Origin of the sequence: Actinobacillus ureae ATCC 25976 (assembly GCF_000188255.1) — a bacterium.
Classification (GTDB): domain Bacteria; phylum Pseudomonadota; class Gammaproteobacteria; order Enterobacterales; family Pasteurellaceae; genus Actinobacillus; species Actinobacillus ureae.
Window position 1 is genome coordinate 88,772 of the sequence record NZ_GL831080.1, and the last position, 21,817, is coordinate 110,588.

A 21,817-nucleotide genomic window follows, 5' to 3' on the forward strand; every position below is an offset into this window, starting at 1 on the left:
GGGGGGCAGATCAGTTAGGCATCTTCTCTTTAGCACTTATGGTAGCTTACACCTAATTAAGTAGCACTTATGGCAGCTTACGCCCTTACAGATAATATAAGCCTTTTGATTTCGAATTACAAGTATAAAAATTACCTTCATACAAGTTGCTAGAGTAATTTATGTAAGGCTAGATATTAACGATTTAACCACGCCATATATTCTTTAGTGCCTTCGGCTACAGTTTTGAATGTGCCTGTATAGCCTGCCGCACGGAGTTTGGTTAAATCCGCTTGGGTGAAGGTTTGGTAGCGAGATTTTAAATGATCCGGGAATGGGATTTTTTCGATTTCGCCTTTGCCGTGGAAGTCGATTACTGCTTGTGCTACCGCTTGGAACGATTCCGCTTTGCCGGTACCAAGGTTATAAATGCCGGAAATACTGTTTTGCCACGCCCAGATATTCACTTTCGCCACGTCTTCCACATACACGAAATCACGTAAGAAGGTTTCTGAACCTTCGAATAATTTCGGATTTTCGCCTTTCAGCATTTGATTGTTTAAGTGGAACGCTACGCTTGCCATTGAACCTTTGTGTTGTTCACGCGGGCCATACACGTTGAAATATTTAAAACCGCATACCGGCGAATCCGCTTCCGGTAAAACTTGGCGTACATATTCGTCAAATAGGAATTTTGAGTAACCGTAAGCATTGAGCGGTTGTTCAAATTTTCGCTCTTCAATAAAGTTATCCGAACGACCGCCGTAAGTTGCCGCACTTGATGCGTAGAAGAACGGAATTTGGCGATCTAAACAGAAATGTAATAACTCTTTTGAATATTCGTAGTTATTGTGCATTAAGTATTTGCCGTCCCATTCGGTGGTCGCCGAGCAAGCTCCTTCGTGGAATACCGCATCAATATCGCCGAAATCATCGCCGGCAATGATAGAAGCGATAAAATCTTCTTTATCACAATAATCCGCAATATCTAAATCCACTAAATTTACGAATTTTTCGCCGTTTTTTAAGTTATCTACAACAAGAATATCTTTTCTGCCGATTTCATTTAATGCTTTGACGATATTGCTACCGATCATACCAAAGCCGCCTGTTACGATAATCATAGCTTTTTCCTTTTTGAAATTAAAAACAGGGATATTATCGGTGGATTAGGGCGGATTTGCAAATTTTGCAGCAAATTAGACCGCTTGCTAGCAAACAAAGAAAAAGCGAGACAATGCTCGCTTTTCTTAATGGGTAGGATTATTTCGCACGCTCAATTTGTTTTTTGAGTTTTTGCATTTTTTCTTTAATGCGTTGGCGTTTAAGTGCAGAGATGTGGTCCACGAACAGCACACCGTTGAGGTGGTCGATTTCGTGTTGGATACAGATAGCGAATAAGCCATCCGCATCGTAAATCACTTCTTCGCCTTTACGGTTTAACGCTTTTACCTTCACTTTTTCTTTACGTGGCACTAACGCACGATAACCGGGGATCGATAAACAGCCTTCTTCGATACCGGTTTCGCCGCATGATTCTAAAATCTCTGGGTTAATCAGTACCACTTGGTTAGTTTTATCGCCTTCAATATCAATGGTAATAACACGTTTTAATACGCCCACTTGCGGTGCAGCAAGACCGATACCTTCGTTTTCGTACATCGTGTCAAACATATCATCGATGAACTGATTTAATTCATCGTCCACCTGTGCGACAGGCTCACACACTTTTGCTAACCCTTCATCTGGGTAAAGTACAACTTCTAAAACTGACATTTTTTTGTGATCTCAATCGAAAAATAAAAAATTATAAATTGGTTAATTAACTCGTTTTCTTATGATTGGCTATTTTGTGAAAAACATAGACAAATAAGACGAACGTCCGACTAAATTACCTGTTTAATTGCGATTTGTCTATGTTTCCTTTCAATAATCCATAATTAATTTGGGGAACTTATTAATGTCACAGACTGATTTACTGAAATTATTACAAATCCCGCAATTGGGTGCGCAGCGAATTGCTCGCCTGTTATCCGAAGTAGATTTTGCCCAATTTTGCCAATATGACAAACGCCAATTACAACAAATCGGTTGGAACGAGAAACAGATTCAACGCTGGTTCAATCCGGAGATGCGTTGGATTGAGAGTGCATTGGCGTGGGCGGAACAACCGAATCAACGCTTATTAGCCTTATTTGATGAGGAATATCCGTTTTTATTACGGCAAATTAGCACTGCACCACCGGTGTTATTTGTGCGAGGTTCGATAAGCTGTTTGAGTCTGCCGCAAATTGCGATTGTCGGCAGTCGAGACTTTTCCGCCTACGGAGAATACTGGGCGGGCTATTTTACTGAGCAACTGATTAAACATCATTTGGCTGTTACCAGTGGACTCGCAATCGGCATAGACGGTTTTTGTCATCAGCGAGCGGTAGCGGAACAGGGTATCACCATTGCCGTTTTGGGTAGCGGTTTAGATCAAGTTTATCCGGCAAGGCACAAAAAATTGGCGGAGCAAATTGTCGAAAGCGGTGGGGCGTTAGTGTCGGAATTTTTTCCGAATCAACCTCCGCTTGCCGAGAATTTTCCGCGTCGTAATCGAATTATCAGCGGCTTATCGCTTGGTACGTTAGTGGTGGAAGCCACATTAAATAGCGGTTCGCTGATTACCGCCCGTTATGCGTTGGAGCAAGGGCGAGAAGTTTTTGCGTTACCGAATTCGGTACAAAATCCGTATGCACAAGGCTGTCATAAACTGATCAAAGAAGGGGCGGTCTTAACCGAAACGATAGAGGATATTTTACAAGCGATTCAATATCAATTGCCGGATCAGCCTCGGCAACAGGCTATGTTTGAACTGCCGCAAGCGGTTGAAAACGCACAATTTTTCGCAAAAGCCAACGTGCCGAATAGGGGTAATCACCTTGCAAAAAAATTGCCGGAAATGACCGCTTGTCAGCAACAAATTGTGGAACATATCGGTCTTGATCCGATTTCGATTGACGATTTGGCGAAAGCAACCTCGTTGGAAGTGGAAACGCTATTAGTTGAGTTACTGGGTTTGGAATTATTAAGTGTGATTAAGCAGGTGAATGGTGGTTATGTAAGGCAATAAAAAACGGCATCTATGGATGCCGTTTAATTCAAAAGAAGAAAAATTTATTTTTTCGCTTGTAGTACACGACGAGCGAAAATAATGCAGCCGATCACAAATAGCGTTAAGCCGAGTAATTTCGCCATGCTATCCCAGTTTTCAAGATCCAGTGCTAACGGCGCATCGGAATCGCCGGAGGTTACCGAACCTGCGATCACAAAGGCTAACAGTACGCCGACTAAACTTTCACCAACGATTAAACCAGCGGCGAAAAGTGTACCGTAGCGCTCTGCTTTTTTGGTTGCGGCTTCAACATCTTTACCGCTACGTTTTGCATGGCGTTGAATATGACGATTAACCAAGCAAGAAAGTAATGCGCCGATAATTAATGGGACGTTTACTACCGGCGGTAAATAGATACCGATACCCACGGCTAAAGTCGGTAAACCTAAACGACCTGCGCTGGATTTTTTCAGTAATGTATCCACGATAATTAAACAAATACCGAAAGTAACACCGACTAAAATATAAGTCCATTCAAGGCTGTTTGAGAAAATACCGTTTGAAATGGTCATCATAATCGTAGCTTGCGGTGCAGAAAGTGCTTGTGCCGCATCCATTCCTTCCCGTGGCATTGCACCAGCAAAACCGTATGCGTGGTAAAGAATTTCCAATACCGGTGTAATGACAAACGCACCTACGATACAACCGATAATTAACGCAAATTGTTGACGCCATGGTGTTGCTTTCACTAAATAACCGGTTTTTAAATCTTGTAGGTTATCATTTGAAATGGTTGAAACACAGAACACGATTGATGCGGTGAAAATGGTTAATGCTGTGAGGAAGCGTTGTCCGTCCGCATTTTCCATTAAGCCGATCGCATTACCCACTACCATCAGAATTAAAGAAATGATTACGATCGAGATGATACCGATACCTGAAATCGGGCTTGATGATGAACCAACCAAACCAGCCATATAACCGGATGCCGCTGCGACTAAGAAGCCGACTACCACTGCAAGAATCGTACAAAGTACAACTAATAAGAAAGCTAATTCCATCGGTAAACCGACCGGTTGTAAGAAGCTGACTAATGCAATAATGATTAATGCGACGCTAGCGAGTACGGTATAAATCATTGTTTTCGGTGACAGATCTTGTGCGGTACATTCTACATTTTGTAATGTTGGATCTTTTAACGCACGGAAAGCTTGTGACATACCTTGTAGCATAGGTTTGAACAATACGAGCAATGTCCAGATTGCCGCAATACCGATAGTTCCTACCCCGATAAAGCGAACTTTACTTTTCCATAAACCCATCGCAAAGCTAATCATATCCGCATCGGCCGGCATTGGTGTAGTCGCTGTGAAGTAAGGGACCGCAACACCCCAAGTAAAGAACGTACCGATTAACATAGCGATACCGCCCATCATACCGACTAAATAGCCTGCACCGAGTAATGCAAAAGAGAAGCCCATCGGTAATTGGAATACCGCATTACCACCTTTAAACCAGTAGCTTGCACCGTCAGCAACTACACGTAAACCGTTAGTCAGGAAGCTCACTAATGCAGCTAATGCACCACCGGTAACGATTTCTTTAACACCGCTGTCTTTGCTATCGCTTTCATCACCGGCTTTTAAAATTTCTGCCGCGGCAACGCCTTCCGGATAAGGAAGAACACTTTTCACTACCATTACATTACGTAATGGAACCGTGAAGATAACCCCTAAAATCCCGCCGGAAATACAAATTAGTAAAGTTTGCCAAAACGGGAAGTTTTGCCAATAACCCATCATTAATAATGCAGGGATAACAAAGATAACCGATGAAAGTGTACCGGCAGATGATGCTTGGGTTTGTACCATATTGTTTTCTAGGATATTTGACCCCTTAAACATTTTGAGTACAGCCATTGAGATAACCGCAGCAGGAATTGATGACGCAAACGTCATGCCCACTTTTAGGCCTAAATAAACGTTAGATGCTGTGAACACCACCGTGATGAGCGCCCCTAAAATCATTCCGCGTAGGGTCAACTCACGTAGAGCAGTAGGATTATGCATAAGTCCTCCAAAATAAATAAAACAACATATTATAGGAAAATGTACAAATATAGATAATTATTCAGCTTATTTTACGTGCATTTCAACGAATATTTACACAAAATTGTGATTTTGAGCAAAAAATAGAGCCAATTCCGATAAGAATTGGCTCCAAATGAAAGGATGTACAATTGCATTAAAATACATTTTTTGCAATTTTTTATGAGAATTAGACCGCTTGTTATTCCGCTTCGGTCACCGGTTTCTTAGCCAGATAGTTATAAGCGACTAATAGCGCAAATAATCCGACAATAATCGCTGTGATCACATCTTTATTGAAGAGCTGTGCCATATAACCTAATACGATACCGACACCGCCGAAGTCTGCATCTGAGAAAGTGGTATTGGCAAAACCTAACGAACCGAGAACAGGCAATAAGAACACCGGTAAGAAAGTGATTAATACACCGTGTGCGAATGCACCAATAATCGCACCGCGGCGACCGCCGGTTGCATTACCGAACACGCCTGCGGTTGCACCGCAGAAGAAGTGCGGTACCACACCCGGTAGGATTAATACCCAATTTAATTGCCCTAATATCGCTAAACTGATTACCCCACCGGCAAAACTCGCTAAGAAACCGATTAACACCGCATTCGGTGCATAAGGGAAAACAATCGGGCAGTCTAGTGCTGGTTTGGCGTCCGGTACCAATTTTTCCGAGAAGCCGGTGAATGCCGGTACGATTTCTGCTAAAATTAAACGTACCCCTTGCAGAATGACATAGACACCGGCAGCAAAGGTAATCGCTTGAATCGTCGCATAAACCAAACAGTGTTGTCCGCCACTGAGGGTAGAAACATATTCGCTACCTGATGCAATGGCTAATACATAGTAGATCACCATCATCGTAAGTGAGATTGAAATCGAACTGTCACGCAAGAAGCTGAGGTTTTTCGGTAAATCCATTTCTTCGGTAGATTTTGAGCCTTTTCCGACCGCTTGTCCGAGAGCGCCTGCTAAGACATAACCTAATGTGCCGAAGTGACCGAATCCGACATCATTACTACCGGTTACCTGACACATATAACGATGCGCAATTGCCGGAAAGAACGCCATAATTAGACCTAGGGTTAATGCACCGACAAACACCAGTTGTACGCCCTCAAAACCGGCCACGGTAAGAATCACGCCGATCATACACGCCATATAAAAAGTGTGGTGGCCGGTTAAGAAGATAAATTTTAGGCGGGTAAAGCGTGCAACGATAATATTGGCAACCATACCAAACGCCATAATCAGTGCGGTAGCGGTACCATATTTCTCAATCGCCATGGATACAATCGCTTCATTATTCGGAATAATGCCTTGTACATTAAATGCGTGTTCAAACATACCACCTAACGGTGTTAATGAACTGAGCAACACGGTTGCACCGCCGCTTAATACCAAGAAACCAAGAATGGTTTTTACCGTACCTTTAATAATATCGGGTAGCGCTTTTTTCTGGGCGACTAAGCCGACTAAAGCGATTAAGCCGACTAAAACAGACGGCACTTTTAATATATCTAGAATAAAAAAGAGAATTGAGTTCATAACCCACCTCACGCACGATTAAAATAAGCGGTTAATTTTTCTTCGAATTCACTTACACTAATAATATTTTTAACGACAATAATTTTGTCTTTGGCAATATTACTGCTGCTGGCAATATCTTTCGCCATCACAAATACATCCGCATCAGCCGGCGTAACAGAGGCCAAATCGGTATGCCCGACTTCTGCTTCAACCCCAATTTTGGCTAAGGCTTTTTTGATGTTCATTTCCATCATAAAACTGCTGCCGATACCATGACCACAAACTGCCATAATTTTCATTTTTGCCTCCATTTAAGAAAAAACTCGTGAATAACTTCGCTGAATTCGAAGTGGGATTGACTATAAAATAGAAAGATTGCCTGCTGCAATGAGCAAAAACGAAAAATGTGAACTGGATAACATTTATTCTGATAAGAAAGTGAAAGCCATTTTGTTGTTTTATCCGAATAAAGATCTTTGCAAAATATTTCGAAATAAAATTTTTGGATAAATTTGCATAAAAGATCGTGGCAAGTAAGGCTAAAAATGTTAGAATCTAACGCTTTTCAAAATAATTGTTCTCTTTTTTCACAACATTTTAGGTTTTATATGGCTACTGAGATTAAAAAGAAAACCCCTGAACAGATCGAAGAAAAGGGCGTTAAAAGTAAGGGTGTAAATGGTGCACTATGGGTTGTTGCTATTGCATTACTTGCTGTAGCTGCGATTGGTAATGCGTATTTCGCATCGCATTTTTCATTAGTTGTACGCGTATTATTGCTTGTTGTATTAGTAGTAGGCGCTATTGTACTTGCAGCAATGACTAACCAAGGTCAAACAGCGATTGGCTTTATTAAAGAATCTCGTACAGAGCTTAGAAAAATTATTTGGCCAACTCGTCCGGAAGCGACCCAAGCTACATTAATTGTACTCGCAATGTGTGTAGTAGTGTCATTAGTATTATGGGGTATCGACTCTATTATCGTTACATTGATTACGTTTTTAACAAATTTAAGGTTCTAAGATGAGCGAAGTAGAAAATACAGAAGTAACAAAAATGCGTTGGTATGTATTACAAGCATTTTCAGGTTTTGAAAACCGTGTTGCAGTAACATTACGTGAATATATCAAGTTACACCAAATGGAAGATCAGTTTGGTGAAGTATTAGTGCCGACTGAAGAAGTCGTTGAAAACGTAGGCGGTAAACGTCGCCGTACAGAACGTAAATTCTTCCCGGGTTACGTATTAGTGCAAATGGAAATGAATGACGACACATGGCACTTAGTAAAAAGTGTGCCGCGTGTAATGGGCTTTATCGGCGGTACGGCGGATAAACCTGCACCGATTTCTAAACGTGAAGCAGAACGTATTTTAAACCGTGTTCAAGAGACAGCGGAAAAACCACGTCATCGTAACGAATACCAACCAGGCGAAAACGTTCGTGTAACCGAAGGTCCGTTCGCAGACTTTACCGGTACGGTCGAAGAAGTGGATTACGAAAAAGGTCGCTTAAAAGTGTCTGTATCGATCTTCGGACGTGCGACACCGGTTGAACTTGAATTCGGTCAAGTTGAAAAACAAGCGTAATTGTTTTTTATACAGAATCTAGCTGAAAGTAAGCGGTTTATTTTCACGTAATTTTTGCAAAAATTTTTTAAAAAATGACTGCTTGTTGCATTCTGTAATGTATCTTTTACGATACATTTTAGCTTTCAGCAATGAAATTTTATTATTCTAAATAGTTTTGCTTGAAAAATGATCGCAATTTATTTAGAATAATCAATCTATACGAGTTGGCTTGCTAACTCGTTTTTTGTGTAACAGGGGAGCCGATTTTAGGCGTTATTACCCACTTAGAGGAAACTTAAAAATGGCAAAAAAAGTCCAAGCATACGTTAAGTTGCAAGTTGCAGCTGGTATGGCTAACCCTTCACCACCAGTTGGTCCTGCATTAGGTCAACAAGGTGTTAACATCATGGAATTCTGTAAAGCATTCAACGCTCGTACTGAGAGCTTAGAAAAAGGTTTACCAATCCCTGTTGTTATCACAGTTTACGCAGACCGTTCATTCACTTTCGTAACTAAAACTCCACCGGCAGCAGTATTACTTAAGAAAGCTGTAGGTATCAAATCTGGTTCAGGTAAACCGAACAAAGATAAAGTGGGTACAGTAACTCAAGAGCAATTACGTCAAATCGCTGAAACTAAAGCGGCAGATATGACTGGTGCTACTATCGAAACTAAAATGAAATCAATCGCTGGTACAGCTCGCTCAATGGGCTTAATCGTAGAGGAATAATACAATGGCTAAATTGACTAAAAAAATGAAAGCAATTAAAGCTGGCGTAGATTCTACTAAAGCTTACGAAATCAACGAAGCGATCGCAGTTTTAAAACAATTCGCAACAGCTAGATTCGTTGAAAGCGTAGACGTAGCGGTGAACTTAGGTATCGACCCTCGTAAATCAGACCAAAACGTACGTGGTGCAACAGTATTACCACACGGTACAGGTCGTACAGCTCGCGTAGCAGTATTCACACAAGGCGTGAACGCAGAAGCAGCTAAAGCAGCAGGCGCTGATTTAGTAGGTATGGAAGATTTAGCAGAGCAAATAAAGAAAGGCGAAATGAACTTTGATGTTGTTATCGCTTCTCCGGATGCAATGCGTGTTGTAGGTCAATTAGGTCAAGTATTAGGTCCACGCGGCTTAATGCCAAACCCGAAAGTTGGTACTGTAACACCAAACGTTGCTGAAGCGGTTAAAAATGCTAAATCAGGTCAGATCCGTTACCGTAACGACAAAAATGGTATTATCCATACAACGATCGGTAAAGCAGACTTTGCACCTGAACAATTAAAAGATAACTTAGTTGCATTATTAGCGGCGTTAAACAAAGCTAAACCAACAACAGCTAAAGGTATCTTCATCAAGAAAGTAAGCATCTCTACAACTATGGGTGCTGGTGTTGCTGTTGATCAAGCATCACTTTAATTTCTAATAGAAGTTAAAACTTTACAAGGTCGTAGATTATTGTATAATTTGCGGTCTTAACTTGCGAGAGCAAGCTGATGGTGCTTAGCCTAATCTAAGCCCCGTCTAAGACTGTAGGGGTGAAAACTTAATTATCCTACATAGATGGTGAACAGACAGAATTCTCTGCTTCTGTACACCTTAGGCTCAGAAGATTGCAACTTGTTGTAAAACAAGCGGTGATATTTTTGGGATTTTTTGTAAATTCTACTTGAAAGAGTAGAGTGTATCAGGAGCTAAAACCAATGGCATTAAATCTTCAAGACAAACAAGCGATTGTTGCTGAAGTAAACGAAGCTGCCAAAGGTGCACTTTCAGCTGTTGTTGCGGATTCACGCGGCGTAACAGTTGAAAAAATGACTGAGTTACGTAAAGCAGCTCGCGAAGCTGGTGTTACAATGCAAGTTGTACGTAATACTTTATTACGTCGTGCAGTGGAAGGCACAGAATTCGAGTGCTTAACAGATACGTTTACCGGTCCAACTCTTATCGCATTCTCAAATGAACACCCGGGTGCAGCAGCACGTTTGTTCACTGAATTTGCGAAAACAAACAAAGAGTTTGAACTTAAAGGTGCAGCCTTTGAAGGTAAAGTACAAGATGTAGAATTCTTAGCTACATTACCAACTTACGAAGAAGCAATTGCACGTTTAATGGGCACAATGAAAGAAGCTGCGGCAGGCAAACTTGTTCGCACTCTTGCAGCATTACGCGACCAAATGGAAGCAGCTGCTTAATTTTAGCAGTACTTCTTTATTCGTTTAACTTTATTTACTTTAGGAATCGATTGTTATGTCATTAACTAACGAACAAATCATTGAAGCGATTGCTTCTAAATCAGTATCAGAAATCGTTGAATTAATCACAGCGATGGAAGAAAAATTCGGCGTTTCAGCAGCGGCAGCAGTTGCAGCAGCAGCTCCAGCAGCGGCAGCAGCAGAAGAGAAAACTGAATTCGACGTAATCTTAGCAGAAGCTGGTGCAAACAAAGTTGCTGTAATCAAAGCGGTACGTGGTGCAACAGGTTTAGGCTTAAAAGAAGCTAAAGACTTAGTTGAATCTGCACCAGCAGCATTAAAAGAAGGCATCTCTAAAGGTGAAGCTGAAGCACTTAAGAAAGAATTAGAAGAAGCTGGTGCGAAAGTAGAAATCAAATAATTTTTGATTTAACTTTTCCCGAACTTCAAGTTCAACAAACCCCGATGGAAACATCGGGGTTTTGTTTTTGCAAGCGGTGATTTTTATCCGATTTTTTGCAAAAAACGAAAGAAAAACAACCGCTTGTTATTAGATTTCAATAGATATGTTTATTGTATAAACATATCTATTGTGCATAAAACCGGCTATTGCAATCAATGAAAAATAAGCATAGCATATACTCTTGATATTTAGTGTATATATTGAGGTGTGGTATGCGAACAAAAGTCTTCCAAAGTGGTAATAGCCAAGCGGTGAGGATTCCGTTTGATTTCCGTTTTGACGTAGATACCGTCGAGATTCTACAAGGGCAGAATGGCGATGTTATTTTGCGTCCTGTGAAACTCCAAGCCGATATGGAGTTTTTGGCTTTATTTTCCAATTTTGATGATGATTTTATTCAGGCATTGGAAGATAGAGATACATCTCCACCACAAGAGCGAGATGATCTATATACTTGATACCAATATTTTGATTTTTATTTAATGAAAAATCGACCGCTTGCAGTGGCAGAACGTGTGGCACAACTTACGCCAAGTGATCAATTAGTTATGAGCTTTATTACCTACGCTGAGTTACTTAAAGGAGCAAATGGCAGTGCTAATCCAGAAAAAGCCTTAGCGAATATCGAAAAGTTAAAACAACGTATTTCGGTTGTTTACCCAAATGAAAAAATCTGTGAATTTTATGGTGTTTGGGCAAATAAATTGAAGTTACAAGGCAAGCCCATTGGTGGAAATGATTTATGGATTGCTTGTCACGCTTTAGCTTGTAATGCGATATTGGTAACGCATAATGTCAAAGAGTTTGAGCGAATTGAACATTAAATTGGCAAGATTGGACGTGTTAAAAATGTAGGGGCAAAATATTTTTTGCCCTTTTTGGTATTTGATATTTGAATGGGGTGAAAGATGTTTCGCCCCTACGTTATCGCAATGATGTAATCAAAATCGCAGTGGTGGGGCAAGCCCCACCCTACGTTCGGATTATTTGCAAAAAATGGTAGAAAAACGACCGCTTGTTTTTATTTTTGAATCAAATCATCTACTGAATAGTCACTTTTCAGTAGGTCTATTAGGCTGACGTTTAGAGCGTCGGCTATTTTCCCCATAGCATCAATTGAGGTGGCTCTTTTCCCTCTTTCGACATCACTTATATAAGCTCGGCTCAGTTCGGCGTCAAATGCTAATGCCTCTTGAGAAATATCCTTTAATCGGCGGATTTTTCTAAGATTATTGGCAAAAGTATGGCGAATCGGGTGGTTGGTCAGCGTTTCATTTTTCATTCTCTTAGTATTATTGTTAGTCGATTATTCAGCAATAACTCAAGAGATACAAAACATAAACTATAGTTTACATAAGTTATTTTTTAGACTAAGACATGAAATCGAAAATTGATTTTAAAATAATCAATTTTTCAAGGGAGTATACTCCCTTTACTTCCTATTGACATAGGAAGTAAAACAATATTGATAAACTTATTTAAGGTAAAATACTATGAAAATGAAATTTATTATACTAGGAGCTATTTCTATACTTTTATCTGCTTGCGTTACTCATAGAGTGGGTGATTTTACAGTGTTAAGTACGAAAAATATTAATTTAAATAGTAATTCGTTAGGTACTGGTCCTAGAGTAAAAGGCGAAGATTCAAGTGCTTCAATCGTATATATGAAAAACGCAGTAGATGCAGCTATTCAAACAGATAGATGCGGTGTTGCTTTATCTGATGCAGTTATTAATCTTAAACAAGGACTTTTCCACGTAAGTTACATTGTAGAAGGAAACATTGTTTATGATAAATCAATTGCAGGCTGTTCAACTAAATAGTTCTTCCCCATAAAAACAAGCGGTCAAATTGTTGTAAAATTTTGTAAAATCCGCTATAATTTACAACCATTTTTAGTAAAAATTGGCTGACGGCTTGACCGGTCAGCCTTTTGTGCTTGAACGCAAGTGTTGGTTTTGTCATTTTAATCAACAAAATTTGCAAATTTCCTGCCCAATTTGACCGCTTGCAGTAGTGATTTCTGACTGCTTGATTGGCGATTGGAAAATGACACCTCGTACAGTTTTTTATAATGCCACTTCCAACCGAGTCTTTCGTGTCGGATTGTGTAATCTCAACCAAAATATATTTCAGAGGCTATCTTAAAAAATGGCATATTCATATTCCGAGAAAAAGCGTATTCGTAAGAGCTTTGGCAAACGTCCACAAGTTCTGAACGTACCTTATCTATTAACAATTCAGCTTGATTCTTTTGAAAAATTTATTGAAAGAGATCCAGATGGACAACAAGGTTTAGAAGCGGCATTCCGTTCAGTGTTCCCTATTGTGAGCAACAATGGTGCGACTGAATTACAATACGTTTCTTACGAATTAGGTGAGCCGGTATTTGACGTTCGTGAATGTCAAATTCGTGGTACAACCTATGCAGCACCATTACGCGTAAAATTACGTTTAGTGACTTTTGATCGTGAAGCGGCAGCAGGCACGGTAAAAGACATTAAAGAACAAAACGTGTATATGGGCGAAATCCCATTAATGACCGACAACGGTACTTTCGTTATCAATGGTACTGAGCGTGTAATCGTATCTCAGTTACACCGTAGTCCGGGCGTATTCTTCGATTCTGACAAAGGTAAAACCCACTCATCAGGTAAAGTGCTTTATAACGCACGTATTATTCCTTACCGTGGTTCTTGGTTAGATTTCGAGTTCGATCCGAAAGATAATCTTTATGCGCGTATCGATCGTCGTCGTAAATTACCGGCAACCATCATTCTGCGTGCTTTAGGCTATACCACAGAAGAAATTCTTTCGATTTTCTTCGAAAAAGTAACCTTTGAAATCCAAGATAACAAATTATTAATGACATTGGTGCCAGAGCGTTTACGTGGTGAAACCGCTGCATTTGATATTGAAGCGGACGGTAAAGTATATGTAGAACGTGGTCGTCGTATTACTGCGCGTCATATTCGTACTTTAGAAAAAGACGGCATTACTCAAATCGAAGTACCGGTAGAGTACATCGTAGGTAAAGTCGCAGCGAAAGATTATATCGATCTTTCAACCGGCGAATTAGTTTGTCCGGCAAACATGGAAATCTCAATGGAGATGCTAGCGAAATTATCGCAAGCAGGTTACAAAGAGATCGATGTGTTATTTACCAACGACTTAGATCACGGCCCTTATATTTCAGAAACATTACGTGTTGACCCGACTTATGACCGCTTAAGCGCATTAGTTGAAATTTATCGTATGATGCGTCCGGGCGAGCCGCCAACGAAAGAAGCAGCGGAAGCGTTATTCGATAATATGTTCTTCTCTGCAGATCGTTATGACTTATCTGCGGTAGGTCGTATGAAGTTCAATCGTTCACTTAACCTTGCTGAAGGCGTAGGCTCAGGTATTTTAAGTAATGATGACATTATCGGCATAATGCAAAAATTACTCGAAATCCGTAATGGTCGCGGTGAAGTGGACGATATCGACCACTTAGGTAACCGTCGTATCCGTTCTGTAGGTGAAATGGCAGAAAACCAATTCCGTATTGGTTTAGTGCGTGTGGAACGTGCAGTGCGTGAACGTTTATCATTAGGTGACTTAGACGGTATTACTCCGCAAGATTTAATCAATGCGAAACCGATTTCTGCGGCAGTGAAAGAATTCTTCGGTTCTTCACAACTTTCGCAATTTATGGACCAAAATAACCCGCTTTCAGAGGTTACACACAAACGTCGTATTTCGGCATTAGGTCCGGGCGGTTTAACCCGTGAACGTGCAGGCTTTGAGGTTCGAGACGTACACCCGACTCACTATGGTCGTTTATGTCCAATCGAAACCCCAGAGGGTCCAAACATCGGTTTGATCAACTCACTTTCTGTGTATGCACGTACCAATAACTACGGTTTCTTGGAAACACCATTCCGTAAAGTGGTAAACGGTCAAGTAACCGAAGATATCGAGTATTTATCAGCAATCGAAGAAGGTAACTACGTTATCGCTCAGGCGAACTCTAACTTAGATGAAGAGTTCCGTTTCACTGATACATACGTAACCTGTCGTGGTGAACACGGTGAGTCAGGTTTATACAAACCGGAAGATATTCACTATATGGATATCTCAACACAACAAGTTGTTTCTGTGGCGGCGGCATTAATTCCGTTCCTTGAGCACGACGATGCGAACCGTGCGTTAATGGGGGCGAACATGCAACGTCAGGCAGTTCCTACATTACGTGCGGATAAACCTCTTGTTGGTACCGGTATGGAAAAACCAATTGCACTTGACTCAGGTGTTGCGATTGTGGCGAAACGTGGTGGTACTATCCAATACGTTGATGCATCTCGTATCGTGGTGAAAGTAAACGAAGATGAAACGATTCTGGGCGAAGCAGGTATCGACATCTATAACTTAATTAAATATACCCGTTCAAACCAAAATACCTGTATCAACCAAATTCCTTGTGTGAATTTAGGTGAGCCGGTAGCGCGTGGTGAGATCTTAGCGGATGGTCCTTCAACAGACTTAGGTGAATTAGCATTAGGTCAAAACATTCGTGTGGCGTTCATGCCATGGAATGGTTATAACTTCGAAGACTCAATGTTAGTTTCTGAGCGTGTGGTACAAGAAGATCGTTTCACAACAATCCACATCCAAGAATTATCTTGTGTGGCGCGTGATACTAAACTTGGTGCGGAAGAAATCACTGCGGATATTCCGAACGTGGGCGAATCAGCATTAAGCAAACTTGATGAGTCAGGTATCGTGTACGTTGGTGCGGAAGTTAAAGGCGGCGACATCTTAGTAGGTAAAGTAACGCCTAAAGGTGAAACCCAATTAACACCGGAAGAAAAACTTTTACGTGCAATCTTCGGTGAGAAAGCATCTGATGTTAAAGATTCTTCATTACGTGTACCAAACGGTACTTCAGGTACGGTTATTGACGTTCAAGTATTTACTCGTGATGGCGTTGAAAAAGATAAACGTGCATTAGAAATCGAGGAAATGCAGCTTAAAGAAGCGAAGAAAGATTTAACTGAAGAGTTAGAAATTTTAGAAGCTGGCTTATTTACTCGTGTTCGTAACTTATTAGTTGAAGGCGGCGTATCTGAAGCTGAATTAGATAAAGTTGCTCGTGAGAAATGGTTAGAACAAACCTTAGATGACGAAGAGAAACAAAATCAATTAGAACAGCTTGCGGAACAACACGAAGAATTACGTAAAGAGTTCGAACGTAAACTTGAAATTAAACGCAACAAGATCATCCAAGGTGACGATTTAGCACCGGGTGTGTTAAAAGTTGTTAAAGTTTACTTAGCGGTTCGTCGTCAAATCCAACCGGGTGATAAAATGGCGGGTCGTCACGGTAACAAAGGTGTTATCTCGAAAATCAATCCTGTTGAAGATATGCCGTACGATGAAAACGGGCAACCGGTTGAGATCGTATTGAACCCGCTGGGTGTACCTTCACGTATGAACATCGGTCAGATCTTAGAAACACACTTAGGTTTAGCGGCGAAAGGTATCGGTGATCAGATTAATAAGATGATCAAACAGCAACAAGAAGTGGCTAAATTACGTGAATATATCCAAAAAGCGTATGATTTAGGTCACGGTTCACAAGTTGTTGATTTAAGTACCTTTACTGATGAAGAAGTAATGCGTTTAGCAGAAAATTTACGTAAAGGTTTACCGCTTGCAACACCAGTATTTGATGGTGCGCACGAAGCTGAAATCAAAGGCTTATTAGAATTAGGTGGCTTACCGACTTCAGGTCAGATTACATTATTTGACGGTCGTACCGGTGAGAAATTCGAGCGTCCTGTAACCGTAGGTTATATGTATATGCTCAAATTGAACCACTTAGTTGACGACAAAATGCACGCGCGTTCAACAGGTTCTTATAGTCTTGTTACTCAGCAACCACTTGGTGGTAAAGCGCAGTTCGGTGGTCAGCGTTTCGGTGAGATGGAGGTTTGGGCATTAGAAGCATACGGTGCTGCTTACACCTTACAAGAAATGTTAACGGTTAAATCGGATGACGTGAACGGTCGTACGAAGATGTATAAAAACATCGTAGACGGCACACACCAAATGGAACCGGGTATGCCGGAATCATTCAACGTATTGTTGAAAGAGATTCGTGCCTTAGGTATCGATATGGAGTTAGACGAAGACTAGTCGTCAACCGTCAAGCGGTCGAATTTGGTAAAAAATTTGCAAAATTTGACCGCTTGTAAAACCAGATTTCCTCGTTTAGAGCCCTGTGTTCTAAGCAAAACTTTAATTCCTCACTAGGGGCAAAAAGTGAAAGACTTAGTAAAGTTTTTAAAAGCACAATCGAAATCGAATGATGATTTTGATGTAATTAAAATTGGTTTAGCATCACCGGATAAAATCCGTTCTTGGTCTTTCGGTGAAGTAAAAAAACCGGAAACAATTAACTATCGTACCTTTAAACCTGAGCGTGATGGTCTTTTCTGTGCACGTATCTTCGGACCGGTAAAAGATTACGAATGTCTTTGTGGTAAATATAAACGCTTAAAACACCGTGGTGTAATTTGTGAAAAATGTGGCGTTGAAGTAACCCAAACTAAAGTACGTCGTGACCGTATGGGTCATATCGAACTTGCGTGTCCGGTTGCGCACATTTGGTTCTTAAAATCACTTCCGTCCCGTATTGGTTTAATCTTAGATATGCCTTTACGTGATATCGAACGTGTACTTTATTTCGAATCTTATGTTGTTACTGAACCGGGTATGACTGATTTAGAGAAAAATCAGTTATTAACCGAAGAACAATATTGGGAAGCGGAAGAGCGTTGGGGGGACGAGTTTGAAGCGAAAATGGGTGCAGAAGGTATTCAAGCACTTTTACGCGATATGGACTTAGAGCACCAATGTGAAATGATGCGTGAAGAGTTACAAGAAACTAACTCTGAAACAAAACGTAAGAAAATCACAAAACGCTTAAAATTATTAGAAGCATTCCAACAATCTGGTAACAAACCGGAGTGGATGGTAATGACTGTGTTACCAGTGCTTCCACCGGATCTTCGTCCATTAGTACCACTTGATGGTGGTCGTTTTGCGACTTCAGATCTGAACGATTTATATCGTCGTGTGATCAACCGTAACAACCGTTTAAAACGTTTATTAGATTTAGTTGCGCCGGATATCATCGTACGTAACGAAAAACGTATGTTACAAGAGTCTGTTGATGCGTTATTAGATAACGGGCGTCGTGGTCGTGCGATTACAGGTTCTAACAAACGTCCATTAAAATCTCTTGCAGATATGATCAAGGGTAAACAAGGTCGTTTCCGTCAGAACTTATTAGGTAAACGTGTAGACTACTCAGGTCGTTCGGTAATCACCGTAGGTCCTTACTTACACCTACACCAATGTGGTTTACCGAAAAAAATGGCATTGGAATTATTCCGTCCGTTTATTTACTCTAAATTAGAATCTCGTGGCATTGCTTCAACAATCAAAGCTGCGAAGAAAATGGTTGAGCGTGAAGAACCGATCGTATGGGATATCCTTGCAGAAGTTATTCGTGAACACCCAATTTTATTAAACCGTGCGCCAACACTTCACCGTTTGGGTATCCAAGCGTTTGAACCGTTATTAATCGAAGGTAAAGCAATCCAGTTACACCCACTTGTTTGTGCGGCGTTCAACGCGGACTTCGATGGTGACCAAATGGCGGTACACGTACCATTAACACTTGAGGCTCAATTAGAAGCTCGTGCGTTAATGATGTCAACTAACAACGTACTTTCACCAGCAAGTGGTGACCCGATTATCGTACCTTCTCAGGACGTTGTATTAGGTCTTTACTACATGACGCGTGAGAAAGTAAATGCGAAAGGTGAAGGAATGTATTTCCTTGACCCACGTGAAGCGGAAAAAGCATACCGTACCGGTCAAGCTGAATTACACGCTCGCGTAAAAGTTCGTATTACTGAACACGTGAAAAACGAAGCGGGTGAGTTAGTTGCGGAAACTAACTTAGTGGATACCACTATCGGTCGTGCAATCTTATGGATGATTGCACCGAAAGGTATGCCGTTTAAAGTATTCAACCAAACGTTAGGTAAAAAAGCGATTTCAAAATTAATCAACGAAAGCTACCGTCGTTTAGGTTTAAAAGAATCGGTAATTCTTGCTGACCAAATCATGTATGCCGGTTTCGCATACGCTGCTCGTTCAGGTGCGTCAGTTGGTATCGATGATATGGTAATTCCGGCGCAGAAAAATGAAATTATCCGTGTGGCGGAAGCAGAAGTTGCAGAGATTCAAGAACAGTTTAACTCAGGTCTTGTAACTGCAGGTGAACGTTATAACAAAGTAATCGATATTTGGGCGGCTGCAAACGAACGTGTTGCAAAAGCAATGATGGAAAACCTTTCAACGGAAGAAGTAATCAACCGTGAAGGTAACCCAGAAAAACAAGCGTCATTCAACAGTATCTTTATGATGGCTGACTCGGGTGCGCGTGGTTCTGCAGCTCAGATTCGTCAGTTAGCGGGTATGCGTGGTCTTATGGCTCGTCCGGACGGCTCGATCATCGAAACACCGATTACCGCAAACTTCCGTGAAGGTCTGAACGTTCTTCAGTACTTTATTTCAACCCACGGTGCGCGTAAAGGTCTTGCGGATACCGCATTAAAAACAGCGAACTCAGGTTACTTAACACGTCGTTTAGTAGACGTAGCACAAGACTTAGTAATAACTGAAGATGACTGTGGTACACACGAAGGTATCGTGATGACTCCGTTAATCGAAGGTGGTGACGTTAAAGAAGCATTACGTGATCGTGTATTAGGTCGTGTGGTGGCAGAAGACGTATTAAAACCAGGTACGGAAGAAGTATTAATTCCACGTAACACCTTAATCGATGAGAAATGGTGTGACGTAATTGATGCGGAATCTGTGGACGTAATCAAAGTACGTTCAGTGGTAACTTGTAACACAGACTTCGGTGTGTGTGCGAAATGTTACGGTCGTGACCTTGCTCGCGGTCACCTTATCAACCAAGGTGAAGCAGTGGGTGTTATTGCGGCGCAATCAATCGGTGAACCGGGTACACAGTTAACCATGCGTACGTTCCACATCGGTGGTGCGGCTTCTGCGGCAGCAAAAGAATCTAGCATCCAAGTGAAAAACGCAGGTACGATTAAGTTAACTAACGCTAAATTTGTAACTAACAAAGAAGGCAAAATCGTATTAACTTCACGTAACACAGAATTAACCGTTATCGACACATTTGGTCGTACCAAAGAAAACTATAAAGTACCTTACGGTGCAGTACTTTCTAAAAACGACGGTGCAGAAGTTGTAGTAGGTGAAGTAGTTGCGAACTGGGATCCGCATACAATGCCGGTAATCTCAGAGGTAAGCGGTCGCATCCAATTCAGCGACATCGTAGATGGCTTAACCGTTACTCGTCAAACCGATGAATTAACCGGTTTATCCTCTATCGTGGTACAAGATGTTGGTGAACGTGCAACAGCAGGTAAAGATTTACGTCCGGCATTACGTTTAGTTGATGCGCAAGGTAACGACATCTTAATCCCTGGCACAGACGTTGCAGCACAATACTTCTTACCGGGTAAAGCAATCGTAACCTTAGATGACGGTGCAGAAATCGAAGTCGGTGAAACATTAGCACGTATTCCACAAGAGTCTGTGGGTACAAAAGATATTACCGGTGGTCTTCCACGCGTAGCAGACTTATTCGAAGCACGTAAACCGAAAGAGCCAGCAATCCTTGCTGAAATTTCAGGTATCGTGTCATTCGGTAAAGAAACTAAAGGTAAACGTCGTTTAGTGATCACGCCGGCAGAAGGCGAAGCATTCGAAGAAATGATTCCAAAATGGCGTCAACTCAACGTATTCGAAGGCGAGATGGTACAACGTGGTGATGTAATCTCTGATGGTGCAGAAACCCCGCACGACATCTTACGTTTACGTGGCGTTCACGCTGTAACAGATTACATCGTAAACGAAGTACAAGAAGTTTACCGCTTACAAGGGGTAAAAATTAACGATAAACACATTGAAGTTATCGTTCGCCAAATGTTACGTAAAGCGGTTATCACCAACGCATATGACAGCGAATTCCTCGAAGGGGAACAAGTTGAAGTGGCTCGCGTGAAAATTGCTAACCGTAAACGTGCAGAAGAAGGCAAACCACTTGTTGAGTTCGAACGTGAATTACTTGGTATTACCAAAGCGTCGCTTGCAACTGAGTCATTTATCTCAGCAGCGTCGTTCCAAGAAACAACACGTGTTCTTACTGAAGCTGCAGTGGCAGGTAAACGTGACGAATTACGCGGCTTGAAAGAGAACGTAATCGTAGGTCGTTTAATCCCAGCTGGTACAGGTTTCGCGTATCACCAAGCACGTGCGAAAAAACGTAGCCAACAAGAACAAGCGGTCGCTTTCGAAGCTCCGGTTGCAAAAGCTAACGGATTCGCAACCGATGCTGATATCGAAGCAGAATTTGAATTCGTTGCAGACGATGCAACTCAAAGCCTAGCAGCGTTATTAAACGCAGGTGATGAAGAGTAATTCGAAGTATCGGATAGATAAAAAGCCCCAGAACTCTCGTTCTGGGGGCTTTTGGCTAAGAATAATTTTTATTCCACATACTTATCTTATTATAAATATCTTCTATGAACTCTGGTAAGGAAAGCTTTTCATTATAGCTACAATCGAATTTGCTATATTTTTCAGTAAACTTTAATGAAATTTCAAATTTAGAGCTAGATCTTGATTTTAATTTTGTTATTTCCTTATTAGGATATTGCATTGTTCTAGTTTTTTCAAAGAATTCGGAAAAGTATTCACTAGGTAGATAATTTTCAAGGGG

Annotated in this window: 19 protein-coding genes; 12 read left to right on the forward strand and 7 right to left on the reverse strand. The window is 41.1% G+C overall.

All coding sequences use genetic code 11. The features are described 5' to 3' along the window. Window positions 1–176: 176 nt before the first annotated feature. Both rfaD and def read right to left on the reverse strand, forming a co-directional pair. On the reverse strand, window positions 177–1,103 hold the full coding sequence (rfaD, locus tag HMPREF0027_RS00435; RefSeq protein ID WP_005621144.1) for an ADP-glyceromanno-heptose 6-epimerase: 927 nt from the start codon (window positions 1,101–1,103) through the stop codon (window positions 177–179). A gap of 139 nt (window positions 1,104–1,242) precedes the next feature. Next, window positions 1,243–1,755, reverse strand: coding sequence for a peptide deformylase (gene def, locus HMPREF0027_RS00440; protein WP_005621146.1), 513 nt, complete (start codon window positions 1,753–1,755; stop codon window positions 1,243–1,245). 184 nt (window positions 1,756–1,939) lie between these two features. Here def and dprA point away from each other — a divergent pair, with 184 nt between their 5' ends. Continuing rightward, window positions 1,940–3,094, forward strand: a complete 1,155-nt coding sequence (gene dprA, locus HMPREF0027_RS00445; RefSeq protein ID WP_005621148.1) for a DNA-processing protein DprA — start codon at window positions 1,940–1,942, stop codon at window positions 3,092–3,094. Between the two features lie 44 nt (window positions 3,095–3,138). Here the strand turns inward: dprA and HMPREF0027_RS00450 are convergent, their stop codons facing one another. The 3 genes from HMPREF0027_RS00450 to HMPREF0027_RS00460 all read right to left on the reverse strand — a co-directional run bounded on the left by HMPREF0027_RS00450 (window position 3,139) and on the right by HMPREF0027_RS00460 (window position 7,002). After that, window positions 3,139–5,145: an OPT family oligopeptide transporter gene (locus HMPREF0027_RS00450; RefSeq protein ID WP_005621151.1), complete on the reverse strand. Its 2,007-nt coding sequence runs from the start codon at window positions 5,143–5,145 to the stop codon at window positions 3,139–3,141. 220 nt (window positions 5,146–5,365) lie between these two features. Then, window positions 5,366–6,721 (reverse strand): PTS ascorbate transporter subunit IIC, encoded by a 1,356-nt coding sequence (locus tag HMPREF0027_RS00455; protein WP_005621153.1) that lies wholly within the window; start codon window positions 6,719–6,721, stop codon window positions 5,366–5,368. A gap of 8 nt (window positions 6,722–6,729) precedes the next feature. After that, entirely contained in the window at window positions 6,730–7,002 is a 273-nt protein-coding gene (locus HMPREF0027_RS00460) for a PTS sugar transporter subunit IIB (protein ID WP_044024185.1), read from the reverse strand. A gap of 309 nt (window positions 7,003–7,311) precedes the next feature. Between HMPREF0027_RS00460 and secE the strand changes: the two genes are divergently transcribed. The 8 genes from secE (at window position 7,312) to HMPREF0027_RS00500 (ending at window position 11,759) form a co-directional block, all read left to right on the forward strand. Beyond that, the gene (gene secE / locus HMPREF0027_RS00465; protein WP_044024186.1) at window positions 7,312–7,725 is read left to right on the forward strand and encodes a preprotein translocase subunit SecE; all 414 of its coding nucleotides are present in this window, start codon (window positions 7,312–7,314) and stop codon (window positions 7,723–7,725) included. Between the two features lies 1 nt (window position 7,726). After that, window positions 7,727–8,290 carry a transcription termination/antitermination protein NusG gene (nusG, locus tag HMPREF0027_RS00470; protein WP_005621161.1) on the forward strand — a complete coding sequence of 188 codons (564 nt, stop codon included), beginning with the start codon at window positions 7,727–7,729 and terminating at the stop codon, window positions 8,288–8,290. 283 nt (window positions 8,291–8,573) lie between these two features. Next, entirely contained in the window at window positions 8,574–9,002 is a 429-nt protein-coding gene (rplK, locus tag HMPREF0027_RS00475) for a 50S ribosomal protein L11 (protein WP_005599211.1), read from the forward strand. A gap of 4 nt (window positions 9,003–9,006) precedes the next feature. After that, window positions 9,007–9,696 (forward strand): 50S ribosomal protein L1, encoded by a 690-nt coding sequence (gene rplA, locus HMPREF0027_RS00480; protein ID WP_005621163.1) that lies wholly within the window; start codon window positions 9,007–9,009, stop codon window positions 9,694–9,696. Between the two features lie 284 nt (window positions 9,697–9,980). Further along, window positions 9,981–10,472, forward strand: a complete 492-nt coding sequence (gene rplJ, locus HMPREF0027_RS00485; RefSeq protein ID WP_044024187.1) for a 50S ribosomal protein L10 — start codon at window positions 9,981–9,983, stop codon at window positions 10,470–10,472. 55 nt (window positions 10,473–10,527) lie between these two features. Beyond that, the gene (gene rplL / locus HMPREF0027_RS00490) at window positions 10,528–10,893 is read left to right on the forward strand and encodes a 50S ribosomal protein L7/L12 (protein WP_005621166.1); all 366 of its coding nucleotides are present in this window, start codon (window positions 10,528–10,530) and stop codon (window positions 10,891–10,893) included. 254 nt (window positions 10,894–11,147) lie between these two features. Continuing rightward, window positions 11,148–11,393 (forward strand): antitoxin, encoded by a 246-nt coding sequence (locus HMPREF0027_RS00495; protein ID WP_005621168.1) that lies wholly within the window; start codon window positions 11,148–11,150, stop codon window positions 11,391–11,393. Window positions 11,394–11,417: 24 nt separating this feature from the next. Then, window positions 11,418–11,759 carry a PIN domain-containing protein gene (locus HMPREF0027_RS00500; protein WP_005621170.1) on the forward strand — a complete coding sequence of 114 codons (342 nt, stop codon included), beginning with the start codon at window positions 11,418–11,420 and terminating at the stop codon, window positions 11,757–11,759. 197 nt (window positions 11,760–11,956) lie between these two features. On the opposite strand, the gene HMPREF0027_RS00505 is transcribed toward HMPREF0027_RS00500, so the two are convergent. Next, complete coding sequence (locus HMPREF0027_RS00505) at window positions 11,957–12,217, reverse strand: helix-turn-helix domain-containing protein (RefSeq protein WP_005621172.1); 261 nt, start codon at window positions 12,215–12,217, stop codon at window positions 11,957–11,959. A gap of 211 nt (window positions 12,218–12,428) precedes the next feature. Here HMPREF0027_RS00505 and HMPREF0027_RS00510 point away from each other — a divergent pair, with 211 nt between their 5' ends. The 3 genes from HMPREF0027_RS00510 to rpoC all read left to right on the forward strand — a co-directional run bounded on the left by HMPREF0027_RS00510 (window position 12,429) and on the right by rpoC (window position 21,516). Then, on the forward strand, window positions 12,429–12,761 hold the full coding sequence (locus HMPREF0027_RS00510; RefSeq protein ID WP_005621174.1) for a hypothetical protein: 333 nt from the start codon (window positions 12,429–12,431) through the stop codon (window positions 12,759–12,761). Window positions 12,762–13,089: 328 nt separating this feature from the next. Further along, the gene (gene rpoB, locus HMPREF0027_RS00515; RefSeq protein ID WP_005621177.1) at window positions 13,090–17,118 is read left to right on the forward strand and encodes a DNA-directed RNA polymerase subunit beta; all 4,029 of its coding nucleotides are present in this window, start codon (window positions 13,090–13,092) and stop codon (window positions 17,116–17,118) included. Between the two features lie 126 nt (window positions 17,119–17,244). After that, window positions 17,245–21,516: a DNA-directed RNA polymerase subunit beta' gene (gene rpoC, locus HMPREF0027_RS00520; protein ID WP_005621179.1), complete on the forward strand. Its 4,272-nt coding sequence runs from the start codon at window positions 17,245–17,247 to the stop codon at window positions 21,514–21,516. A gap of 55 nt (window positions 21,517–21,571) precedes the next feature. Here rpoC and HMPREF0027_RS12165 read toward each other — a convergent pair. Further along, on the reverse strand, window positions 21,572–21,817 hold a 246-nt coding region (locus tag HMPREF0027_RS12165; protein WP_005621181.1), incomplete at its 5' end, for a hypothetical protein.

What these genes read in the sequence shown, in the direction of transcription:
- rfaD (WP_005621144.1), bottom strand. Translation starts at nt 1,103, where the DNA reads ATGATTATCGTAACAGGCGGCTTTGGTATGATCGGTAGCAATATCGTC.
- def (WP_005621146.1), bottom strand. Translation starts at nt 1,755, where the DNA reads ATGTCAGTTTTAGAAGTTGTACTTTACCCAGATGAAGGGTTAGCAAAA.
- dprA (WP_005621148.1), top strand. Translation starts at nt 1,940, where the DNA reads ATGTCACAGACTGATTTACTGAAATTATTACAAATCCCGCAATTGGGT.
- HMPREF0027_RS00450 (WP_005621151.1), bottom strand. Translation starts at nt 5,145, where the DNA reads ATGCATAATCCTACTGCTCTACGTGAGTTGACCCTACGCGGAATGATT.
- HMPREF0027_RS00455 (WP_005621153.1), bottom strand. Translation starts at nt 6,721, where the DNA reads ATGAACTCAATTCTCTTTTTTATTCTAGATATATTAAAAGTGCCGTCT.
- HMPREF0027_RS00460 (WP_044024185.1), bottom strand. Translation starts at nt 7,002, where the DNA reads ATGAAAATTATGGCAGTTTGTGGTCATGGTATCGGCAGCAGTTTTATG.
- secE (WP_044024186.1), top strand. Translation starts at nt 7,312, where the DNA reads ATGGCTACTGAGATTAAAAAGAAAACCCCTGAACAGATCGAAGAAAAG.
- nusG (WP_005621161.1), top strand. Translation starts at nt 7,727, where the DNA reads ATGAGCGAAGTAGAAAATACAGAAGTAACAAAAATGCGTTGGTATGTA.
- rplK (WP_005599211.1), top strand. Translation starts at nt 8,574, where the DNA reads ATGGCAAAAAAAGTCCAAGCATACGTTAAGTTGCAAGTTGCAGCTGGT.
- rplA (WP_005621163.1), top strand. Translation starts at nt 9,007, where the DNA reads ATGGCTAAATTGACTAAAAAAATGAAAGCAATTAAAGCTGGCGTAGAT.
- rplJ (WP_044024187.1), top strand. Translation starts at nt 9,981, where the DNA reads ATGGCATTAAATCTTCAAGACAAACAAGCGATTGTTGCTGAAGTAAAC.
- rplL (WP_005621166.1), top strand. Translation starts at nt 10,528, where the DNA reads ATGTCATTAACTAACGAACAAATCATTGAAGCGATTGCTTCTAAATCA.
- HMPREF0027_RS00495 (WP_005621168.1), top strand. Translation starts at nt 11,148, where the DNA reads ATGCGAACAAAAGTCTTCCAAAGTGGTAATAGCCAAGCGGTGAGGATT.
- HMPREF0027_RS00500 (WP_005621170.1), top strand. Translation starts at nt 11,418, where the DNA reads ATGAAAAATCGACCGCTTGCAGTGGCAGAACGTGTGGCACAACTTACG.
- HMPREF0027_RS00505 (WP_005621172.1), bottom strand. Translation starts at nt 12,217, where the DNA reads ATGAAAAATGAAACGCTGACCAACCACCCGATTCGCCATACTTTTGCC.
- HMPREF0027_RS00510 (WP_005621174.1), top strand. Translation starts at nt 12,429, where the DNA reads ATGAAAATGAAATTTATTATACTAGGAGCTATTTCTATACTTTTATCT.
- rpoB (WP_005621177.1), top strand. Translation starts at nt 13,090, where the DNA reads ATGGCATATTCATATTCCGAGAAAAAGCGTATTCGTAAGAGCTTTGGC.